The sequence below is a fragment of the Ochrobactrum sp. SSR genome (assembly GCF_030067775.1).
Lineage (GTDB): Bacteria > Pseudomonadota > Alphaproteobacteria > Rhizobiales > Rhizobiaceae > Brucella > Brucella teleogrylli.
Genome location: NZ_CP125971.1, coordinates 429,884 through 448,807, shown reverse-complemented (window position 1 = coordinate 448,807; position 18,924 = coordinate 429,884). Strand labels below are relative to the sequence as shown.

The following is an 18,924-nucleotide window of genomic DNA, read 5'->3' as shown; positions in this document are numbered from 1 at the left end:
GCCATGGGTTTGATCGGCGTTTCACACACACGTCAGGCGGCTCAACGGCGCCTGCCTCGCATAGCGTTCGATTTTATCGATGGCGGTGCCGGGCGCGAGAATGCGTTGCGTCGGGCCGAAGCTGCATTCAATGCCGTGGAACTCGTGCCGAGTGTTCTGCGGGGTCATACTGAATTCGACACGAGCTGCCGCCTTTTTGGTACGGAACAGTCTTTGCCTTTTGGTATTCCACCGATAGGGCTTGCCGATCTTGTGTGGCCAAAAACGGATATAGCCTTGGCAGCGACTGCCTATCGGCTTGGCATTCCATACGTACTTTCGACGGCGGCATCGACAACCATTGAAGATATCACCAAGGTTAACCCGGATGCCTGGTTCCAGCTCTATGTGGGCGAAGATCAGTCTATCGTGGACAATCTGATTGATCGTGCGGAATCTGCCGGTATCAAAAAACTTGTCGTCACGGTTGATATACCGGCTCCCGGCAGAAGGCTGAGGGATTTGGCGAATGGTTTTACATTGCCCTTGCGTCCCAGTCTTGGAAGCATTTTCAGCTTTGCGACCCACCCAGCCTGGTGTCTTGCCACGTTGCGTGCGGGGTCACCGAAAGTTGCTAATTTTGCGAACTATGCATCGGGGTCGCAGTCCGGCACATCGCTGGCGCGATTGATGGCCCGCCAGACTTCGGGCAGGCTCGACTGGACAATTCTGGGCGACCTGCGGCGACGCTGGAAAGGAACATTCATCGTCAAAGGTGTGTTGAATCCGTCCGACGCCCGAAGAATTGTCGACACAGGGGCGGATGCACTGATTGTTTCCAGCCATGGAGGACGGCAGTTCGAAGCGGCACCGGCGCCATTAGCTGCGTTGCCGGAAATTCGCGCAGCCGTGGGACGACAGATCCCGGTGCTAATGGATGGCGGTATCCGCTCAGGGACCGATATCATTTCTGCACTCGATCGCGGAGCCGATTTCGTTTTTATTGGCCGTCCTTTTCTTTACGCCGTCGCTGCGGCCGGTGTTGCCAGGGGGCCGGAACAGATGGCTGAATTGCTGCGTGCCGAATTGATCAATGCTATGGGGCAGCTGGGATTGGGGTCAATTTCAGAGCTGATTGACCGCCTCAACTAAAAGCCAGTGCCCAAAGCAATGTCATGGGTGGGCGCTCCCAGCATCAGGCCACAGCTTCCCGCCAAACGAAGTGTTCGCCGCCTAGCTCCACGCAATCAAGATGTGGCGCTACATAATCGAGCGACTTGACGGGACTTGGAAGCTCTCCCTCATTGGCGACAAACAATCGACGCTCACGATCTGGATCAGCTACGGGAACCGCCGACATCAGCCGACGCGTATAGTCATGGGCGGGATGCTCAAACACCTGCGAGCGTGTCCCGGTTTCCACAAAGCGACCTGCATACATCACCGCCACACGGTGGCTGATCTGCTCGACAACCGCCATGTCGTGGCTGATGAAAAGATAGGACACGCCTGTCTCGTTCTGGATATCCTGCAGAAGGTCTAAAACCTGCGCTTGAATGGAGACGTCGAGAGCGGCCACGCTTTCGTCCGCTACGATCAGCTTCGGTGAAAGCGACAAAGCGCGCGCGATGCAGATGCGCTGCCGTTGGCCGCCGGAGAATTCGTGCGGATAGCGCTTCATCTGGTCGGCAGACATGCCGACGCGACGGAAGAGATATTCGACCCGGTCTTTCAGCTCACTGCCGGATGCCAGACCATGGATCGTCAGCGGCTCACCCACAAGGTCGCCAACCCGCATGCGCGGATCAAGAGAAGCATAGGGATCCTGAAAGATCATTTGAATGTCGCGAAGCACTGGCCGCATCGCCGTGCGGCTCAGGCCCTTTGTGCTCTTGCCGTCAATGCGGATATCACCGCTCCATGGCACCAGATTGAGCAGGGCCTTACCCGTCGTGGACTTGCCGCAGCCCGATTCACCGACCAGTGACAGCGTTTCACCGCGATTGACAGTAAAGGATACGCCCTCCACAGCATGAACGCGCCGAACAGGGCGCTGCAAGATACCGCCCTTTATGTCGAAGCGAACAACCAGATTCTCGACTTCGAGAATAGGGCTGGATGGAGCGGGCGCTGGCTCGGCCTTTGGTTCGGCTGGCGCGCGCTTCGGCTTATCGGTGCCAGTCATTTCGCCCAGCCGCGGTACGGCTGCGAGCAATCGCTGCGTATATTCGTCACGAGGGTGATGGAAGACATCGCGAAGCGGGCCTTGCTCCACTTGCCTGCCCTTGTTCATCACAAGAACATGGTCTGCCATTTCTGCGACGACGCCCATATCATGGGTGATAAGAATGACCGAGATGCCGTTCTCTGCCTGCAGCTTGCGAATGAGCGCAAGGATCTGCGACTGAACCGTCACGTCGAGTGCCGTTGTCGGCTCATCGGCGATGAGAATTTCGGGCTTCTGGGCAAGCGCCATCGCGATCATGACACGCTGGCGCATGCCGCCGGAGAGTTCATATGGATATTGCAGCAAACGACGACTGGAATCGGAAATCTGCACCTGATCGAGCAAGTCCTTGCAACGCTGTTTCAGCGCGGCACTGGACAGGCTGCCATTCGGGCCAGCTTCATTGGCGACTGCTTCCGCCAGTTGTCGCCCAACGGTCAGAACCGGGTTCAGCGAGGTCATGGGTTCCTGAAAAATCATCCCGATATGACGCCCGCGCACGCTACGCATCTGGTTTTCGTTGAGCTTGAGAATGTCGCGACCGTTCATCATGGCGGTGCCACCGGTCACGCGCGCCAAGGACTTTGGCAAAAGCTGCATCAGCGAGAGCACGGTCATGGATTTGCCGGAGCCACTTTCGCCGGCAATGCACAAGGTCTCCCCGGATTGCAGATCAAAGGAAAGCCGGTCGACGACAGTGCGTGCACCGTCAGGTGTCGCAACCTGCGTCACCAGATCTCTTACCTGCAGAAGCGGAGAAGGCGTGTTCATATTTGTGCTCGCTGAGTGATGGAAGAGGGCGACCGGAGCCGCCCCCTTATGCCTTATTCGAAAACGGAACGCGGGAAGTAGAACGACACGACCCAGTTCGGCTGATCGACGATTTCGCTGATGCGCAGATCACCGCAAGCCGAGCAGAGCATATAGGCATCCACGGGGTTGAGGTTCTGCGTCTGGCAAAGAAGGTCGATCATGTTGGAGAGGGCGGCTTTCGCGCCTTCCCACAGATCGGACCCGATACCGGTGGTGACTTCGTAACCCTTGGTATCGAGGTGCCGTGTCACTGGCCCCGGCGTGGTGAACCGGGGCATCTTCAGTGGCGTATCCTTGATGAGATCCAGCGTCAGAGCGACATTCATCGCGCTTTCGATGGCGGTGCCGCAAACTTCGCCGTCGCCCTGTGCCGCATGGGTGTCACCAATGGAGAACAAAGCGCCTTCGACTTCGATCGGCAGATAAAGCGTGGTTCCGGCTGCGAGATCGCGAATGTCGAGATTGCCGCCGACGCGACGCGGCGGCACAACCGAATGCAGGCCCTTTTCCGCCGGTGCAACGCCGATGGTTCCGGCGAACGGTTTCAGCGGAACGCGCGCATGCTCTCCGAAAAGTGCTGGTTCCAGCGTTGTGGGATTGTAGTTCCACAATGCTAGCGCCGGCTCCTTGAAGTCATCAGCAAGAAGACCGAAGCCTGGAATATTTGCCGTCCAGCCGAAGCCCGAAGGCTCAAACTGGTGAATGGTGATTTTCAGGATATCGCCCGGCTTGGCGCCATCGACGAAGATGGGGCCGGTAACGGGATTGACCTTGGAAAAGTCCATCGTCGACACATCGGCGACCGTGCTGCCGCGATGATAGTGGCCTGCACCGCTGTCCAGACATTCGAATTTCAGGGTCGAGCCGGGCGCAACCGTTTCAGCCGGCCGGAACGAGTTGTCCCAGCCGAAATGATGATGCCGACCATGAATGGTGTAATGGCAATTATTGCACATCTTTTGCATAAACCTCGTCGTAATTGACCGGGATGTGGACAGGATCGACGAAGATCGCGTCGGGGCCGCCCAGACGTTCGGAGCGAACCGAGAAGCGCTCCTCGTTGAAGATCGGCGCCCACGGCGCGTCGTCCATGATCTTCAAATAGATATCGCGCCACATGGCTTCGCGCTCTTGCTTGCGGGCCGGGTCAACGATGGCGTCAGCTTCCTGCGCCTTCTTGTCCAGCTCTGCATTGCAGTACCATGACCAGTTCCAGCCACCCTGTACCGCGCCGCTGCAACCCAGGATCGGGCCGTAGAAGTTGGACGGATCGGGGAAGTCGGCAATCCAGCCCATGCCGCCGGACCAGATCATCGGTGCGCCTTCGGGCTCGCCGCCAGCCGCGATGACATTGGCCTGCGCCAGAGACTTGATCGAGGCCTTGATGCCGATGGCGGCCAGATCCTGCTGGATGGCCTGCGCAATGCGCGGCTGCGGATCGGTATTGGCGACGAAGAGTTCGGTTTCGAAACCATCGGGCACACCGGCTTCGGCAAGCAACGCTTTTGCCTTTTCAGGATCGTAAGGATAGCCCTTATAGTCCTTGGCATAGCCCGGCATCGACGGCGGCAGCGGCTGATTGGCCGGAACGGCGCGACCGTTGATGATGCGGACGATACGGTCCTTGTTGATGGCCATGTTGACGGCCTGACGCACCTTCACATTGTCGAAAGGCTTGATCTTGACGTTCATGGTCACGTAGCCGGTGTGCAACTGGCCGCCCTGAATAATCAGGTCCTTGAACTTAGGATCTTTGGTGACTTCGATGAATTTCGCAGGCGGAATGCCGTCACCCGGAATGTCGACTTCGCCGTTCTGGAGACGCAGGAGCGCAACCACCGGCTCCTGGCCGACTTCAAACGTGATCTGGTCGAGCTTCGGCAGCGACGGATTGTAATAGTCCTTGAAACGCTCGAAGACGATGCGCTGGCCGAGTGTCCATTCGGTCATCTTGAAAGCACCGGAACCAACCGGATGCTTGCCGAAATCAGCGCCATATTTCTCGACTTCTTCCTTGGGCACGACATGGGCGAAATTCAGCGCCAGCACATGCAGGAAGGTGGCGTCGGGACGGCTCAGTTCAAACTTGATCGTGTAGGGATCAACCACGGTGATGCCGGAAAGTGCCTCGGACTTGCCCGTCGATACATCTTCAAAGCCGAGAATGGAGCCGAAGAAACCAGCGCCGGGGCTCTGGGTTTTCGGGTTGACCACGCGCTCGATGGAATATTTCACATCATCGGCGGTCAGCTCGCGGCCATTGTGGAACTTCACGCCCTTGCGCAGCTTGAAGGTGAAGGTCTTGCCGTCTTCAGAGATCGTGTAATCTTCGGCAATTTCCTTGCGCAGATTGGTGGTGCCCGGCTCGTAATCCATCAGGCCGTCGAACAGCGACTTGATCATCGACCAGTTCTGCCAGTCATAGCCGATGGCAGGGTCGAGCGTCGAAACGTCGTCCTTATAGGTGACGATCATCGAGCCGCCCTGCTTGATGTCGGCGGCCTGCGCGCCGAACGAGATGGCGAGGCCAAGCGCCAGCGCCGATATGCCGGATAGAAAAGTCTTTTTCATTGGTGTCCCTTTCTCTGGAGTCTTTTGGTTTCACCGCAGCTTGATGCGCGGATCGATCAGTGGAGTGATGAGGTCGGCGATGAGATTGCCGAGAACGATGGCGAAAGCGGAGACAATCGTGACGCCCATGATGATGGGAATATCGACACGCTGGATTGCCTGCCAGGCAAGCTGGCCGATGCCGGGCCAGCCGAACACGCTTTCAACGACGACAATGCCCGACATGAACAGGCCGATGTCGATGCCGATCATCGCGATGATCGGCAGGATGGCGTTGGGCATGGCGTGACGCAGCAGGATTTTCCAGCGTGCCAGCCCCTTGGCGCGGGCAGTGCGGATATAATCCTGACGAAGAACGTCGAGCAGCGAGGAACGCATCATGCGCGAATACCAGCCTGCGCCCAGAAGGCCGAGCGTCAGCGAAGGCAGTACGAGATGCATGAACGTTCCGTAGCCGCCAATCGGGAACCAGCCGAGCTTAACCGCAAACACGTAGAGCATCAGAATGCCGATGACGAATTGCGGTGCTGAAACGCCGACGAAGGAAAAGATCATCAAGGCATTGTCGGTGCGGCTGCCGCGCCGGGTGGCCGCGATGACGCCCATGGTGAGACCGATGGCGAGTTCCGAAAAGATTGCTCCGGCCATCAGCAGTAGGCTTGCGGGCAGGCGCGACCAGATCAGCGACGCCACTTCGGTTTTCTGCAGATAGGAGCGTCCGAGATCGCCCTGAACGAGCCCCTTCAGATAGCGCAGATATTGCTCATAGAAAGGCAGGTTGAGGCCAAGCTGCTCACGAATATTTTCGACCGTTTGTGCGGTGGCGCTGCGCCCGGCAATCTGGCGCGCTGGATCGGCGGGCACCAGATAAAGCAGGATGAAGGTCACGAAGCTGATGCCGATCAGGATCATCACAGTCTGGATGAGGCGGCGGGCAATATAGGCGAGCATCAGTGGTGTCCCTGCTGGGTTGGGTCGATCACATCGCGCAAGGCATCACCGACGAGGTTGAAGGCCAGCGCCAGCAACAGGATTGCCGCGCCCGGAATGAAGACGAGCCAGGGAGCGCTCGTGAAATAGGTCTGGTTTTCGAATATGATATTGCCCCAGGAGGCCGTCGGCGGCTGCACACCAATGCCGAGGAAGGACAGGGTCGCCTCCAGTAGAACGGTGGTGGCGATACCGAGCGTTGCCCAGACGATCATCGTGGAAAAGAGATGCGGCAGGATATGCTTGAGGATGATGCGGGGTGCACCCGCACCCATTGCGCGCTCGGCCTCGATGAAATCGCGTTCCGAGAGAGATCGGGTTTCCGTATAGAGCACGCGCGCAATCTGAACCCAGTTGACCATGGCGATCACCATTGCGACGATCCAGAGGCTCGGCTTGAAGATTGCCGCAAGCACAATCGCCAACAGCAAAGCGGGGAAGGCCATCATCAGATCGGTAAAGCGCATCAATACGGTTTCTACCCAGCCACGGAAATACCCGGCGCAAATACCGACAGTCGAACCGATGAGCACGGCAATGCCGTTGGCCACGACGCCGATGATCAGCGATGTCTGCGCACCATAGATCAGGCGGGAGAAAAGATCGCGCCCGACGAGGTCGGTGCCGAACCAGAATTTCAGATTGGGCGCGAGCGGCGCGCCTTCCAGCGTCAGCCCGTCGAAGAACTGTTCGTTCGGATCGAAGGGGACGATCCAGGGCGCAAAGAGCGCGGCTGCGACAGTGACGACGATGACGACAAGGCCGAATGCGGCCAGCGGTCGGCGGATGATGCGGCCGAGAACGCCGCGTTCGGCTTTTTTCTGGCCGACCGGAAGAGTGTCAAGCGCGCTCACGATCGTTCCCTGTCTGCTCTTCGTTCAGAAAGCGCCGGGCAAAGGTCTCGACACTGACGCGCTCCGCCATCGCGGCAAGGCGCAGTTTCTGATAGGCCTGTCTGGCGGAGATATTGTCTGCGAACATCAGGATTGCCGTGGCCTGTGCGATGGCTTCGCGCCCGGCAAGGCTTTCGCGCAGCTCACCGATTTCTGTTGCCAGCGCATGGCGACGCTGAAAGTTGTGCATGGCGATGACCAGAGCGCTATAGACGCCCGCATTGCCGATCGGCTTCAGAAGCTGCGCATCGGCACCCTGATTGAGCGCCCAGCCGATCCGGCCCGGCGCTTCCGAGCCGATCAGGGCGACGGTGGGCACAGGCGCCTGCTGCGGTGGCCACGGAAATTGCTCGTCATGTCCCATATCGACATCGAAAAAGACGACGTTGAATCGGGAGATGTCGGCGTGCTCAGGCAGGTCCGGCCAGCATTCCACAGCGTCCACGCCGATGCGGCGCAACTGCTGCACAATCGCATCGACATTGGTGTGGCGGCGATGAACGATCAGCGCGGTCCAGTTTTCGAATGCGCCCCAACTGGCGACGGTGAAGGCCGGGTCTGTCATAGTCATTTGACGAGCCTCAGAAAGCCGGGTTGGTGGCCGGGATTGGCGGATGTTTGCAGATGCGTTCGCGCCATGAACGGGTCCGGTTGAATGGCGACCTCGGCCTCATGCACGATTTCAAAGCTGCAATCTTGTCTGGCCCGTCCGATATGCGCGGGCAGGGCGATATGGTTTGTTCGCGGCTCGACCAGCACATCGCCAAGCGGCGTGCTGGTGGGGTGCGTCTGGACGGCGGCAAGCACTTTTTCGACATCGTCGGTGCCAGCCCGCTCAATACCGGCGGCGATCATCAGGACGCTGGAATAGGCCTGGGCGAAGATGGCCGATAGGCTACCGTCAAAGCCATTGCTTCTGACGGCCTCCAGAAAGGCGCGATTGGTTTCGCCCGGCAGCGTGCGGAAATAACAGCTTACGCTATAATTGCCCGCGGCGGCATCGCCGACATGCTCCAGCTCGCTTTCATAGAGATTGCAGCTCAGAACCGGCCTGACATCGGTGCGGAAATCGCGGTTTTTGCGGCCCAGTTCTGCATAGGCGCGCAGGAACGTGTAGGACGATTCACCGATCAGATTGTTGAGGATGAAGTCGGGCTTCTTGCTTTCGATTTCGCGGATGAGATGGCTGATATCCGTGTCACCGATTGCAATGGCTCGCTCTCCGAGAACCTCGCCGCCTGCGGCATTCAGCATTTCGCGGGCGAGGCGATTGGTTTCCCAACCCCAGATATAGTTTGAACCGAGCAATATGGCGCGATTGCCGAAGCGGGGAACGATGAAGTCGATCAGCGGCACAAGATGCTGATTGGCGCAGGCCGCCGCATAAACGACGCGGTCGCTGGCCTCAAATCCCTCATAGACGCACGGATACCAGAGCAGTGTATCGCGCTTTTCGACAACGGGAATGACTTCCTTGCGGCTCCAGGATGTGGTGCAGCCGATGATGTGTTTGACACCCTTTTGCGAGATCAGTTCTTCGCTCAGCGGCGCATAACGGTCAGGGTTACCACTTGGGTCGGCGATGCGCGGCACGAGATTGAACGGAAGCGCACGATCATTGACGGCCTTGATCGCCGCCATAGCTCCGCAATAGCCCTCGTAACCCAGCTTTTGATAAGGACCGGAGTGCGAAAACAAGACGCCGACAGGGATGTCAATTTTGTTGTTTTGAGACATGCAGAAAGCCAAACAAAAAAAACCCCTCCGGAATTTTCAGATTCCGAGAAGGGCCCAAATGCCAAGTAACAATTTGACTGAGAAATTACTGAATTTAGCGCAATTCCGTCAAGCTATTTCTTTTTGCCGGTATTTTGAGCAATATTGTTAATCGATAGGCAAAATTCAATCCATGTCAGACGGAAAGACGTTACATTCCATAACGGAGGATGAGCCTCCAATGCGTGAGGCGGTTGAGCCGACGCGTCTTGTCTTAACGAATAAACTTCGACATGGAGATCGACGTGGCGGCGACTTGAACATGATGCGCCAATTCGGCTTCGACGCGTTCGAGTGACCAGCGCGTGGTCGGTGCGGCGATGTTGACAGCAGCGACAGCGCGACCACGTTCGTCGGTGACGGCTGCGGCAACCGAAATATCGCCGAGAACTGTTTCGTTGGCGACGATCGCATAACCCTTCTCAGCCGCCTCCTGAATGCGGGCTTTCAAGCGGCCTTTGTCCGTCACCGTATAGGGCGTCAGCGACTTCAGTACAGAGCGTTCGAAGACGTCTTCCTGTTCTTCCGGCGAACGGTGGGACAGAATGACCGTGCCGGATGCCGTGAAAAGCGCCGGCAGGCGACTGCCGACCATGATATCGACATTGACGAGATGTTGGCCCGGAAAGCGTCCGACATAGACAATTTCGGTCCCGTCCAGTTCCTGGAGGTTGGCTGTTTCCCCAACCGTGCGGCTGATCTCCAACAGATAGGGGGCTGCCTTATGGAGGACTTCATGGGCGGAAAGATAGTTATAGGCGAACTGTAGAACCTTTGAGGTCAGGGCGTAGTTGCGGGTATTGTGGACGCGGCGCAGAAATCCAAGCGTCTCCAACGTATGGACCAGACGTTGCGCGGCGCTGCGATCCAGCCCCGCCAGCTTTGCGATTTCCGAAAGCGGCAACTGCCGCTGCGGCCCGTCGAAGACCTGCAGAATCTGAAATGTCTTTTCGGTCGATCCGACGAACAGGGACGAGCGCTTGGGATCGGCTTCCTCGCGGCCCGTTTCACCCGATTTTTTCCCTGTATCCGCCTGCATCGACATTTCGGCTCTTTCGTTTTCCATGTGCTGCAAAAGCGCAGGACCGCAAAGCCCTGCGCTCGAAAGGTCGGATCGCGAACCCGACCTCAACTTTGTATTTGCCTAACTAAAGGCTCAAGAAGCAAGATCGACAGGCGATCTTTCGTACTTGTCCAGAAGACGTGCATATTCCTTCTTCAGCGCTTCGCTCAATTCCGGCTTCGGCTGGCGCAGTGGTGCAAGCATGGTCGGGGCGTTGACATCGATCAGATCCATCACCGACTTCATCGGTCCCGGATTGGTTTCCGCAAAGGCCAGATTCATCAACGGGATCATGTCGCGATGCAGCGCCAGCGCATCAGCGGTCTTGCCCTCTGCGGCGAGATCAAACATCTTGCGCCAGACGCGCGGCAGAAGGTTTGCGGTCACGACGATGCCGCCCGTTGCACCAGCTGCAACATGCAGCGGGAACAGGTGGTCTTCACCGCTGAGTACGGCGAAAGATGCTGCATCGATGCCCGCTACCACGCGCAGATAGTGGTACATGTCGGTGTTGCATGCCTTCATGCCGATGATGCGCTCGTGACGCGACAGTTCATGAATAACTTCCGGATCGATAGCGATGCGCGTGCGATACGGGATTTCATAGAGCAGGATCGGCACGGGAGATTCGTCCGCATAACGAAGGAAATAGTCGCGGATGCCGGCCTGCGTCGGGTTGGTGTAGTAAGGCGTGATCACTAGCAGAGCGTCTGCGCCAGCCGCTGCAAAGTCCTTCGCCGAAGCGATGGCGTCGTGATAACCGGGATCGAGCACACCGGCGACGACAGGGCCCTTTCCTTCCATCGCCTTGGCCGAAAGCTCGACGAAGCGGTTGCGCTCGCGGCGAGCCAATGCGCCATATTCACCCGTTCCGCCAAGCGGAACGACACCGTCCACGCCCTGCTGCTTGAGCCAGGCGAACAGCGCATCGGTCGCCTTCAGGTCGATCGTGTCGTCGCTTTGAACCGGGGTGACGAGCGCAGGCAAAATGCCGCGAAGACTGGAAGAGTTGATCATGGGTAGTCCTTTCATGCGAATTCAATAATTGGTTCAGCGGGACATGCTGCGCTGGCGCAGGCGGTCGGCCACGAAGATCAGCACTGAGATAAAGACGAGGAGGCACGTCGATACCGCAGCGATGACCGGCGAGACCTGAAGGGTCACTTCGTCCCAGAACTGCTTGGGCAGGGTGGAATTCAGGCCGCCCGACGAGAACAGCGCGATGGTCAGTTCATCGAACGAGGTTGCGAAGGCGAAGAGGAAGGCCGAGAACATGCCTGCCGCCAGCATCGGGAAGGTGACATAGGCAAGGCTCTTCATCGGGCTGGCGCCGAGGCTCTGGGCAGCGAGATCAAGACGCGTATCGTAGTTGCGCAGCACCGCCACCATGGTCATGACCACGTAAGGTACACACACCACCGTATGACCGATGATGAGGCCGAGGGATGTGCCGACCAGCCCGAGTTCTGCGAAGACATAGAACAGGCCGACAGCGATGATGATACGCGGCGCGACGATGGGCGACAGCACGAAGGCGAGGATCGCCGCCTTGCCGCGAATATTGGCGCGGGCCAGCAGGAAGGCAGCGGGAATGCCGATCAGCATCGACAGGATGCCTGCGCCCAATGCCACGACCAGCGAACGCCACAGGGCCTGCGACCAGACGGGTGTGTTCCACATCTGCTCATACCATTGCATGGTGAAGCCGGACGGCGGCCAGTTCAGTCCAGCGGCGCTGAACGAGATCGGGATCATCATGATGGCTGGAAGGCTGATCATGATGAGCAGAGCCCAGACGAAGCCGCTCAGCAACTTGGGCGAGGTTTCGGCATCGGAGCTTTTGCGGCTGCCGGGGAAGAGCGCAATCAGCCTGTCGCTGATATCGCCGATGATGGCGAGGAATTTTGCACCGGCACGACGTGCGGCGGTGTCGCGGTTCACATTGGTTGCCGAGGTTTCGCCGGTCAGGCTTTCGAAGCCGAAAATCCGGTCATAGATGACGAAGACCGCCAGCACGACCACCAGAAGCAGCACGGAAATCGCACCTGCCAGGCCCCAGTTCAGTGTCTGCTGCATCTGATCGATGATGAGCTGGGTGATCATGGTTTCAAAGCGACCGCCCAGAAGCGCAGGCACGATGAAAAAGCCGATGGAGGTGACGAAGACCATGATGGCGGCAGCCGCCACACCGGGCATGGATAGCGGAAAATAGACCGTCCAGAAGGCTGAACCCGGACGCGCGCCCAGCGTGGAGGCGGCGCGCGGCAGGTTGCGGTCGATATTTTCCATGACCGACAGCATGGTCATCACGGCAAGCGGCAGCATGGCATGCACCATGCCGACCAGAACCGCGCCGAGGCTGTAGATCAGGTTGGCCGGACGGTCGATGACGCCAATGGCCAGCAGGAACTGATTGATGGCACCGTTACGTCCGAGAATCACCACCCAGGCGAAGGCGCGCACCAGAAAGCTGGTCCAGAAGGACAGGAGCACAAGGAAGATCAGCCAGCTCTTGGCTTTCGGGCCTGCGGTGGAGATGAGATAGGCCACGGGATAGCCCAGCACGACCGCAAGCGCGGTCGTCGCCAGCGAAATCTTCAGCGTGATCCACAGGACGTTGAGATAAAGACTGGAGGCGAAAAGCTGCTGATAGGCGGCGAGCGAGAATCCGTCGCGACCGATAAAGCTCAGCGACAGCAGCTTGCCGACGGGATAGACGAGGAAGGCCAGCAGAAGCACGATCAACGGCGCGATCATCAGCGAATGCTTGATCCACAGCGGCTTCGGCGGTTTGCTGGTACGGGTTGGAAGCGCGCTCATGGTCAGGCCTTCCCGTTGCCGGCAATGGTGACCGCGTCGGTGCCGTGCCACGAAAGTGCAAGCACGTCGCCGATCTGGAAAGCGCGACCGGAAATACGGGTGGGGAAAGCCGCAACCAGTTCGGGCAGGCTTTCGTCTTCTGCGCGCATATAGATTTTGGTGAGGCTGCCCGTCACCATCACATCGGTGACGGTGGCGCGGAGCGCCGAAGCATTGTTTTCGTCAGCAAGCGCCACAGAAAGGTTCTGCGGGCGGATCATCACATGGATGGAAGCCGAAGCTGCAATCGACCCGTTGCTGAGCGCGCGCGCTTCGACGGATTTTGCGCCGATGCGGACTACGGCTTCATCACCCTCGATCTTCTCCACTTTTGCAGGCAGCAGGTTCGATTCACCGAGGAAGTCGGCGACGAACAGTGTCCGGGGGCGGAAATAGAGGTCGGCAGGCGTGCCGAGCTGCTCGATATTGCCGGAATTCATCAGGCAGATGCGATCCGACATAGTCATCGCTTCTTCCTGATCATGCGTCACATAAACGATGGTAGCGCCGAGTTCCCGGTGAATGCGCTTGATCTCAAGCTGCATGTGTTCGCGCAGCTTCTTGTCGAGCGCGCCGAGCGGTTCGTCCATGAGAATGATCGACGGACGGTAGACCATGCAGCGGGCAAGCGCCACGCGCTGCTGCTGGCCGCCGGACAGTTCCTTCGGATAGCGCTGCGCAATATGCGGCAGGCGGATCATTTCCAGCGCTTCGGTGGCGCGCTTGCGGGCATCTTCTGCAGCCACTTTGCGCATCTTCAGCGGAAAGGCGATGTTCTCCAGAATAGTCATATGCGGAAACAGGGCGTAGTTCTGGAAAACCACGCCGATGTCGCGCAGATGCGGCGCGCTGTAGGTCACGTCCTCATTGCCGATCAGAACAGCGCCGTTATCCGGTCGTGCAAGACCCGCGATGAGGCTGAGAAGGGTTGTCTTGCCTGATCCCGATGGGCCGAGCAGGGTCAGGAACTCGCCTTCCGGGACGAGAAGGTCCGTTTCGGCAAGTGCGATGAAGTCGCCATAGCGCTTGGCGAGTTTCTGGATGGTTAGGCTGGATGAAGACATGGCAATTCCGCTGGGCCAGAGCGCGTTTCGATCGGCTTGAACCGGATCGGCGCTCTAAATTTTTGTTTGAACGAACATCGTATCTGCTCGAAGTGACAGGCCCGGCTGACGCCGGGCCTGCCGCTCCGGTTAGCTCAAGAGCCAGCTATTATAGCGTTCGATGGCCTTGTCCTGATTGTCATACCAATACTGGGCGTTGATCTTGACGCCGTTTTTGATGTGATCAGGGAAGGTCGGGCAATTCTGCGCGACTTTCGGATCGATGATGTCGAAGGCTTCTGGCTGGGTAACGCCAGCGGCGAAATATTCAACCAGCTGCGCCTGACGCTTCGGGTCGGAAGCGAATTTGATGAATTCGCGGCAGGCGTCGGCATTCGGCGTTCCGGCGAGGATAGCCCAGTTGTCGAGGCCCCAGATGTTCTGGTCCCAGACGATTTCAACCGGAGCGCCGCCCGACTGCGCCGACTGCGCGCGCGAAACCCAAGTCGGGATCATGTCCACTTCGCCGGAGATCAGCATCTGCTCGACCTGCGCACCGCTGGTCCAGAATACCGAAACGTCCTTCTTGATGCGGTCGAGCGACTTGAAGGCGCGGTCGAGATCGCAAGGATAGACATCCGCATTGGCCACGCCGTCAGCCATCAGGGCCTGTTCGATGGTGTCGAACGGGTGCTTGCGCAGCGCGCGACGGCCTTCAATCTTTTCCAGATTGAAGAAGTCGGCCCAGGATTTGGGCGCTTCGCGTCCTTCGAAAGCATCAGTACGATAGGCAAGAACGGTGGTGTAAACATTGTTGCCCACGCCGTATTCCGACAGATACTGCTTCGGCAGGCTGGCGATGACGGCTTCGCTTTCGAGACCATGCTTTTCGAGATACTTCTTGTCTCCCGCAGTGAGCATGAGGATGGCCGGTTCGCTGATCTTCGCCATGTCCCAGGTATAGGACCCGGCATCGACCATTGAACGGATCTGCGCGGTTGGCTCCGCATTGGCCTGAACACCCACGACTTCGATGCCGGTTGCTTCCTGGAACGGACGGTAGAAAACGGCACCGTAAGCCTTGGTGTAGATGCCACCGTCATCGCGCACGACGATGCGCTTGTTCTGGGCCTGCGACGGCGTCCAGATCGCAGGGGCGGCCAGAGCGACTGCACCTGCTGCGGTGGTTTTCAGAAACTGGCGGCGTGACCAGGTGGTATTCTTGATTATCATGTTCGTTCCCTTTCAAAAATGCTGAACCAACCAACGGTCGGCTCTAACTCATTGTTTTTTCGCATTATCCGACGCAAAGCCGCTTCACGCTTCTGCTGGAAATGCTTTCGATTTCAATGCTCCGCCCGTGCTACCGGTATGAGACGGCCAGGGTTGAACAATCCTTTTGGATCGATGGCGGACTTCACAGCCCGCATCAGCGCCAGATCGGTGGTTGTCTTGTAACGCTCCATTTCCTTGAGCGAGACCTGTCCGACGCCATGTTCGGCGCTGAATGTGCCGCCCAGCGCAAAGGATGCGTCGTTGACGGCATGGCGGATATTGGCTGCGAGCGCGTCGCGGTCTTCCAGCGCTTTCCAGTCGTCGAAGGTAAAGAACGGAATGAAATGGACATTGCCGTCGCCGAGATGCCCCACAATGACGAGTGACGCATCGGGTGCGAGATCAAGCACGGCGGCGCTGGCGCGGTCGATGAATTCGGCGGTCGCGGCCACCGGTACGGCGCAGTCGGTGGTCAGGCCGACGCCTGCCTTTTTATTGGCTTCGGAAACGCTGTGGCGCACTTCCCACATCGCGGCGCGCTGGGCCACGCTGCTGGCGATCACGGCATTTTCGATAAGGCCATCCTCGAAAGCCTGTCCCAGCAGGTTTTCCAGCGCAGCGTCGAGATCATCTTCGCCGCCGCTGTCGGACAGTTCGATCAGCAAATGCCAATCATGTTCCGTATCGACCGGCGAACGGCGCTGCGGAACGTTTGCCACCACCAGATCGAGTTGGAGGCGGTTCATCAGTTCATAGCCGGAAAGCTTGGCGCCGTAGCGCTCCTGCACGGTGGTCAGAAGCTTGACGGCGGAATGGGCGCTGGGCAGCCCGGCCCATGCCACGACATGGCGGATAGGCTGCGGGTGCAGTTTCAGGACAGCGGCGGTGATGATGCCGAGCGTGCCTTCGGAGCCGATGAAGAGATGCTTCAGATCATAGCCGGAATTGTTCTTGCGCAGGGCCTTGAGATCGGACCAGATCGAACCATCCGGCAAGACGGCCTCCAGGCCGAGAATGTTTTCGCGGGTATTGCCATAACGCAGAACCGACGTGCCGCCCGCATTGGTGGCGATGGTGCCGCCGATCTGGCAAGAGCCTTCCGCGCCAAGGCTGACCGGATAATAACGACCAGCATCGGTCGCCGCGGTGTGGATGTTGGCAAGGACGCAACCCGCATCGACTTCCATCGTGTTGTTGACAGGATCGATGTTGCGAATCCGGCGCATGCGTTCGAGGCTCACGATCACTGGAGCAGGACCATCCGTCGCCGGAACGGAGCCGCCGACCAGACCCGTATTGCCGCCCTGCGGCAAAACCGGGACGTCGTGGCGATTGCAGCAGGCGACGATAGCCGCCACCTGTTCCGTATTCGCCGGACGCGCAACGCAAAGCGCCTTGCCACTATATCGACCGCGCCAGTCTTCGGTGGCATGCACCATTTCGGCAGCGTCGACGATTACCGCCTCAGCACCAATTAGCTCGATCAGTTCCGCAATCACTGGCACTGTCATTTTCCCATTTAATTGTTATGCGATTACTTCGATTGAAATATGATAGCGGATAATTTTTGTAATGCAATAATGAGTCTTTAATGCCGATAGTTTCTCAAAATCTTTTCACAGGGAGCGGAATGAAAAGCGCAAAGCGATACTGCCACCCTTTCCGGAAGCAGCTGCAGATGCGCGGTGCAAAAAATTGGTTGCCCTAATCACGGGCTGCGGTTGGCAGACATAAAAATTCGCGCGATCATTGCCGCGAAACATCGTCAAGTGGGCAGGGCCGCTCAACACTTGACGATAAAATAAACAGTTCAGCTTTTGTTCAAAAATTTGGATCGTTAGCGTTTGGGAGCGCGGCGAGAACACGCTATCATCAATCAGTTGGCTTCATGATGTCAGTCGAGTGGATTAATTTCCAACATAGATTGAACTCGCCGCGGTTGGCGTTTTTCGCGTGCCTTTAGCCGGAGATTACCTTAACTTCCGTAAAGTCTTCCAGCCCCCATTTCCCACCTTCACGGCCGTTGCCGGATTGCTTGTATCCGCCGAACGGGCTGCCGGAACCAAGCGATGAGCCGTTGATCTGCACCATGCCGGCGCGGAGCTTCCGCCCAAGGCGTTTGGCGCGCTCAACAGATCCGGTTTGGACATAAGCGGATAAACCGTATGGTGTATCATTCGCGATAGCGATAGCCTCCTGTTCATCGGCAAACGGAATGATGACCAACACCGGACCAAATATCTCTTCGCGCGCAATCGTCATATCGTTCTGTACATCCGCAAATATGGTCGGGCGGACGTAGTTGCCGGCGTTAAATCCTTTCGGATGACCGAGGCCACCTGCAACCAGACGTGCACCCTCATCAATGCCTGCTTGGATCAGACCTTGAACTTTGTCGAAATGCACTTTCGATGATAGCGGGCCGATATGATCTCCTTCGAGAGCCGGATCACCGACCAGCATCTGATCAGCGGCACGAGCGGCGAGCTGCACGACCTGATCGTAAACCGAGTTCTCGACCAGCAATCGGGTGGGGGCATTGCAGGATTGACCGGTATTGTTGAAGCACTCCGCAATGGCGCGCTCTACCGCGCTTTCAATGTCGCTATCCGCGAAAATCAAATTGGGGGATTTGCCTCCGAGCTCAAGTGAGACACGTTTGACTGTATCTGCCGCGCCGCGCGCGGCGGCTGTGCCCGCACGGGTCGAGCCGGTGAATGACATCATGTCGATGTCCGCGTGACGTGACATGGCTTCGCCCACGACCAAACCTTCGCCGTTGACAAGGTTGAAAACGCCTTTTGGAAGCCCTGCCTCATGGAGAAATTCGGCAAAGAGCATTGCAGACATGGGCGCTATTTCGGAGGGTTTCAAAACTACCGTGCATCCGACCGCGATCGCTGGAATAACTTTCAAAGCAATCTGGTTCATTGGCCAATTCCATGGGGTAATCAGACCGCAGACGCCGATTGGTTCGCGCACGATGATCTCGCCGGAATTATCTGTTCGCTTTTCTTCAAAATCGAAGTTTTCCAGCGCCTGGATGAACGCGTTGAGGTGATACAAGCCTGCAGCGGCCTGTTGATCACGGGCCATGGTGATAGGCGCACCCATTTCAAGCGAAATGGCTTTGGCCATATCTTCGAGACGCGCCTCATATATTTCTGCGATCTTGCGCAAGAAGCGGGCGCGCTCCTCAACCGGGGTTTCACTCCAGGAAGAGAATGCCCTACGGGCGGCTGTGACCGCTCGATCAACATCCTGAGTTGAGCCTGCCGAAATGGTTGCATAAGGCTGCTCATTGGCGGGGTTGACGACGGCAATGGTGTCGGTTCCGAAAGGTTCGACCCAAGCGCCATCGATATAAATGTCAGTCTTTACGATGTAATTGGTGTTCTGGTCGGATTGGAGCACGATATTTCCCTCTCTGGTAAT

The 18,924-nt window shown here is 57.9% G+C and carries 15 protein-coding genes; 1 reads left to right on the top strand and 14 read right to left on the bottom strand.

From position 1 onward, the window contains the following. Positions 1 to 3: 3 nt before the first annotated feature. Positions 4 to 1,131, top strand: coding sequence for an alpha-hydroxy acid oxidase (locus tag QLQ11_RS19470; protein ID WP_283735661.1), 1,128 nt, complete (start codon positions 4 to 6; stop codon positions 1,129 to 1,131). 43 nt (positions 1,132 to 1,174) lie between these two features. Here the strand turns inward: QLQ11_RS19470 and QLQ11_RS19465 are convergent, their stop codons facing one another. The 14 genes from QLQ11_RS19465 to QLQ11_RS19400 all read right to left on the bottom strand — a co-directional run bounded on the left by QLQ11_RS19465 (position 1,175) and on the right by QLQ11_RS19400 (position 18,903). Beyond that, on the bottom strand, positions 1,175 to 2,977 hold the full coding sequence (locus QLQ11_RS19465) for an ABC transporter ATP-binding protein (protein ID WP_121537490.1): 1,803 nt from the start codon (positions 2,975 to 2,977) through the stop codon (positions 1,175 to 1,177). 53 nt (positions 2,978 to 3,030) lie between these two features. Beyond that, complete coding sequence (locus tag QLQ11_RS19460) at positions 3,031 to 3,975, bottom strand: acetamidase/formamidase family protein (RefSeq protein WP_109366255.1); 945 nt, start codon at positions 3,973 to 3,975, stop codon at positions 3,031 to 3,033. After that, positions 3,965 to 5,590, bottom strand: a complete 1,626-nt coding sequence (locus tag QLQ11_RS19455) for an ABC transporter substrate-binding protein (protein WP_121537492.1) — start codon at positions 5,588 to 5,590, stop codon at positions 3,965 to 3,967. The genes QLQ11_RS19460 and QLQ11_RS19455 overlap by 11 nt, the downstream gene beginning before the upstream one ends. Positions 5,591 to 5,620: 30 nt before the next feature. Further along, entirely contained in the window at positions 5,621 to 6,541 is a 921-nt protein-coding gene (locus QLQ11_RS19450; RefSeq protein WP_040129398.1) for an ABC transporter permease, read from the bottom strand. Then, a complete protein-coding gene (locus tag QLQ11_RS19445; RefSeq protein ID WP_371836086.1) occupies positions 6,541 to 7,371 on the bottom strand; it encodes an ABC transporter permease in 831 nt (276 codons plus the stop codon). Before QLQ11_RS19445 ends, QLQ11_RS19450 begins: the two co-directional genes overlap by 1 nt. A gap of 49 nt (positions 7,372 to 7,420) precedes the next feature. Beyond that, on the bottom strand, positions 7,421 to 8,038 hold the full coding sequence (locus QLQ11_RS19440) for an ANTAR domain-containing response regulator (protein WP_371836085.1): 618 nt from the start codon (positions 8,036 to 8,038) through the stop codon (positions 7,421 to 7,423). Between the two features lie 2 nt (positions 8,039 to 8,040). Further along, entirely contained in the window at positions 8,041 to 9,210 is a 1,170-nt protein-coding gene (locus QLQ11_RS19435) for a transporter substrate-binding domain-containing protein (protein ID WP_121537494.1), read from the bottom strand. A 253-nt stretch (positions 9,211 to 9,463) separates the two neighbouring features. Continuing rightward, positions 9,464 to 10,315, bottom strand: a complete 852-nt coding sequence (locus QLQ11_RS19430) for an IclR family transcriptional regulator (protein ID WP_235858921.1) — start codon at positions 10,313 to 10,315, stop codon at positions 9,464 to 9,466. A 90-nt stretch (positions 10,316 to 10,405) separates the two neighbouring features. Beyond that, positions 10,406 to 11,329, bottom strand: a complete 924-nt coding sequence (dapA, locus tag QLQ11_RS19425) for a 4-hydroxy-tetrahydrodipicolinate synthase (RefSeq protein ID WP_121537496.1) — start codon at positions 11,327 to 11,329, stop codon at positions 10,406 to 10,408. A gap of 33 nt (positions 11,330 to 11,362) precedes the next feature. Continuing rightward, on the bottom strand, positions 11,363 to 13,132 hold the full coding sequence (locus QLQ11_RS19420) for an ABC transporter permease subunit (protein ID WP_283735664.1): 1,770 nt from the start codon (positions 13,130 to 13,132) through the stop codon (positions 11,363 to 11,365). A 2-nt stretch (positions 13,133 to 13,134) separates the two neighbouring features. Continuing rightward, positions 13,135 to 14,235, bottom strand: coding sequence for an ABC transporter ATP-binding protein (locus tag QLQ11_RS19415; RefSeq protein ID WP_283735665.1), 1,101 nt, complete (start codon positions 14,233 to 14,235; stop codon positions 13,135 to 13,137). A 129-nt stretch (positions 14,236 to 14,364) separates the two neighbouring features. Next, positions 14,365 to 15,447 (bottom strand): ABC transporter substrate-binding protein, encoded by a 1,083-nt coding sequence (locus tag QLQ11_RS19410; RefSeq protein ID WP_109366248.1) that lies wholly within the window; start codon positions 15,445 to 15,447, stop codon positions 14,365 to 14,367. A gap of 113 nt (positions 15,448 to 15,560) precedes the next feature. Continuing rightward, on the bottom strand, positions 15,561 to 16,994 hold the full coding sequence (locus tag QLQ11_RS19405) for an FAD-binding oxidoreductase (RefSeq protein ID WP_283735666.1): 1,434 nt from the start codon (positions 16,992 to 16,994) through the stop codon (positions 15,561 to 15,563). Positions 16,995 to 17,448: 454 nt separating this feature from the next. Further along, positions 17,449 to 18,903 (bottom strand): aldehyde dehydrogenase family protein, encoded by a 1,455-nt coding sequence (locus tag QLQ11_RS19400; RefSeq protein ID WP_371836063.1) that lies wholly within the window; start codon positions 18,901 to 18,903, stop codon positions 17,449 to 17,451. Between the last annotated feature and the right edge of the window lie 21 nt (positions 18,904 to 18,924).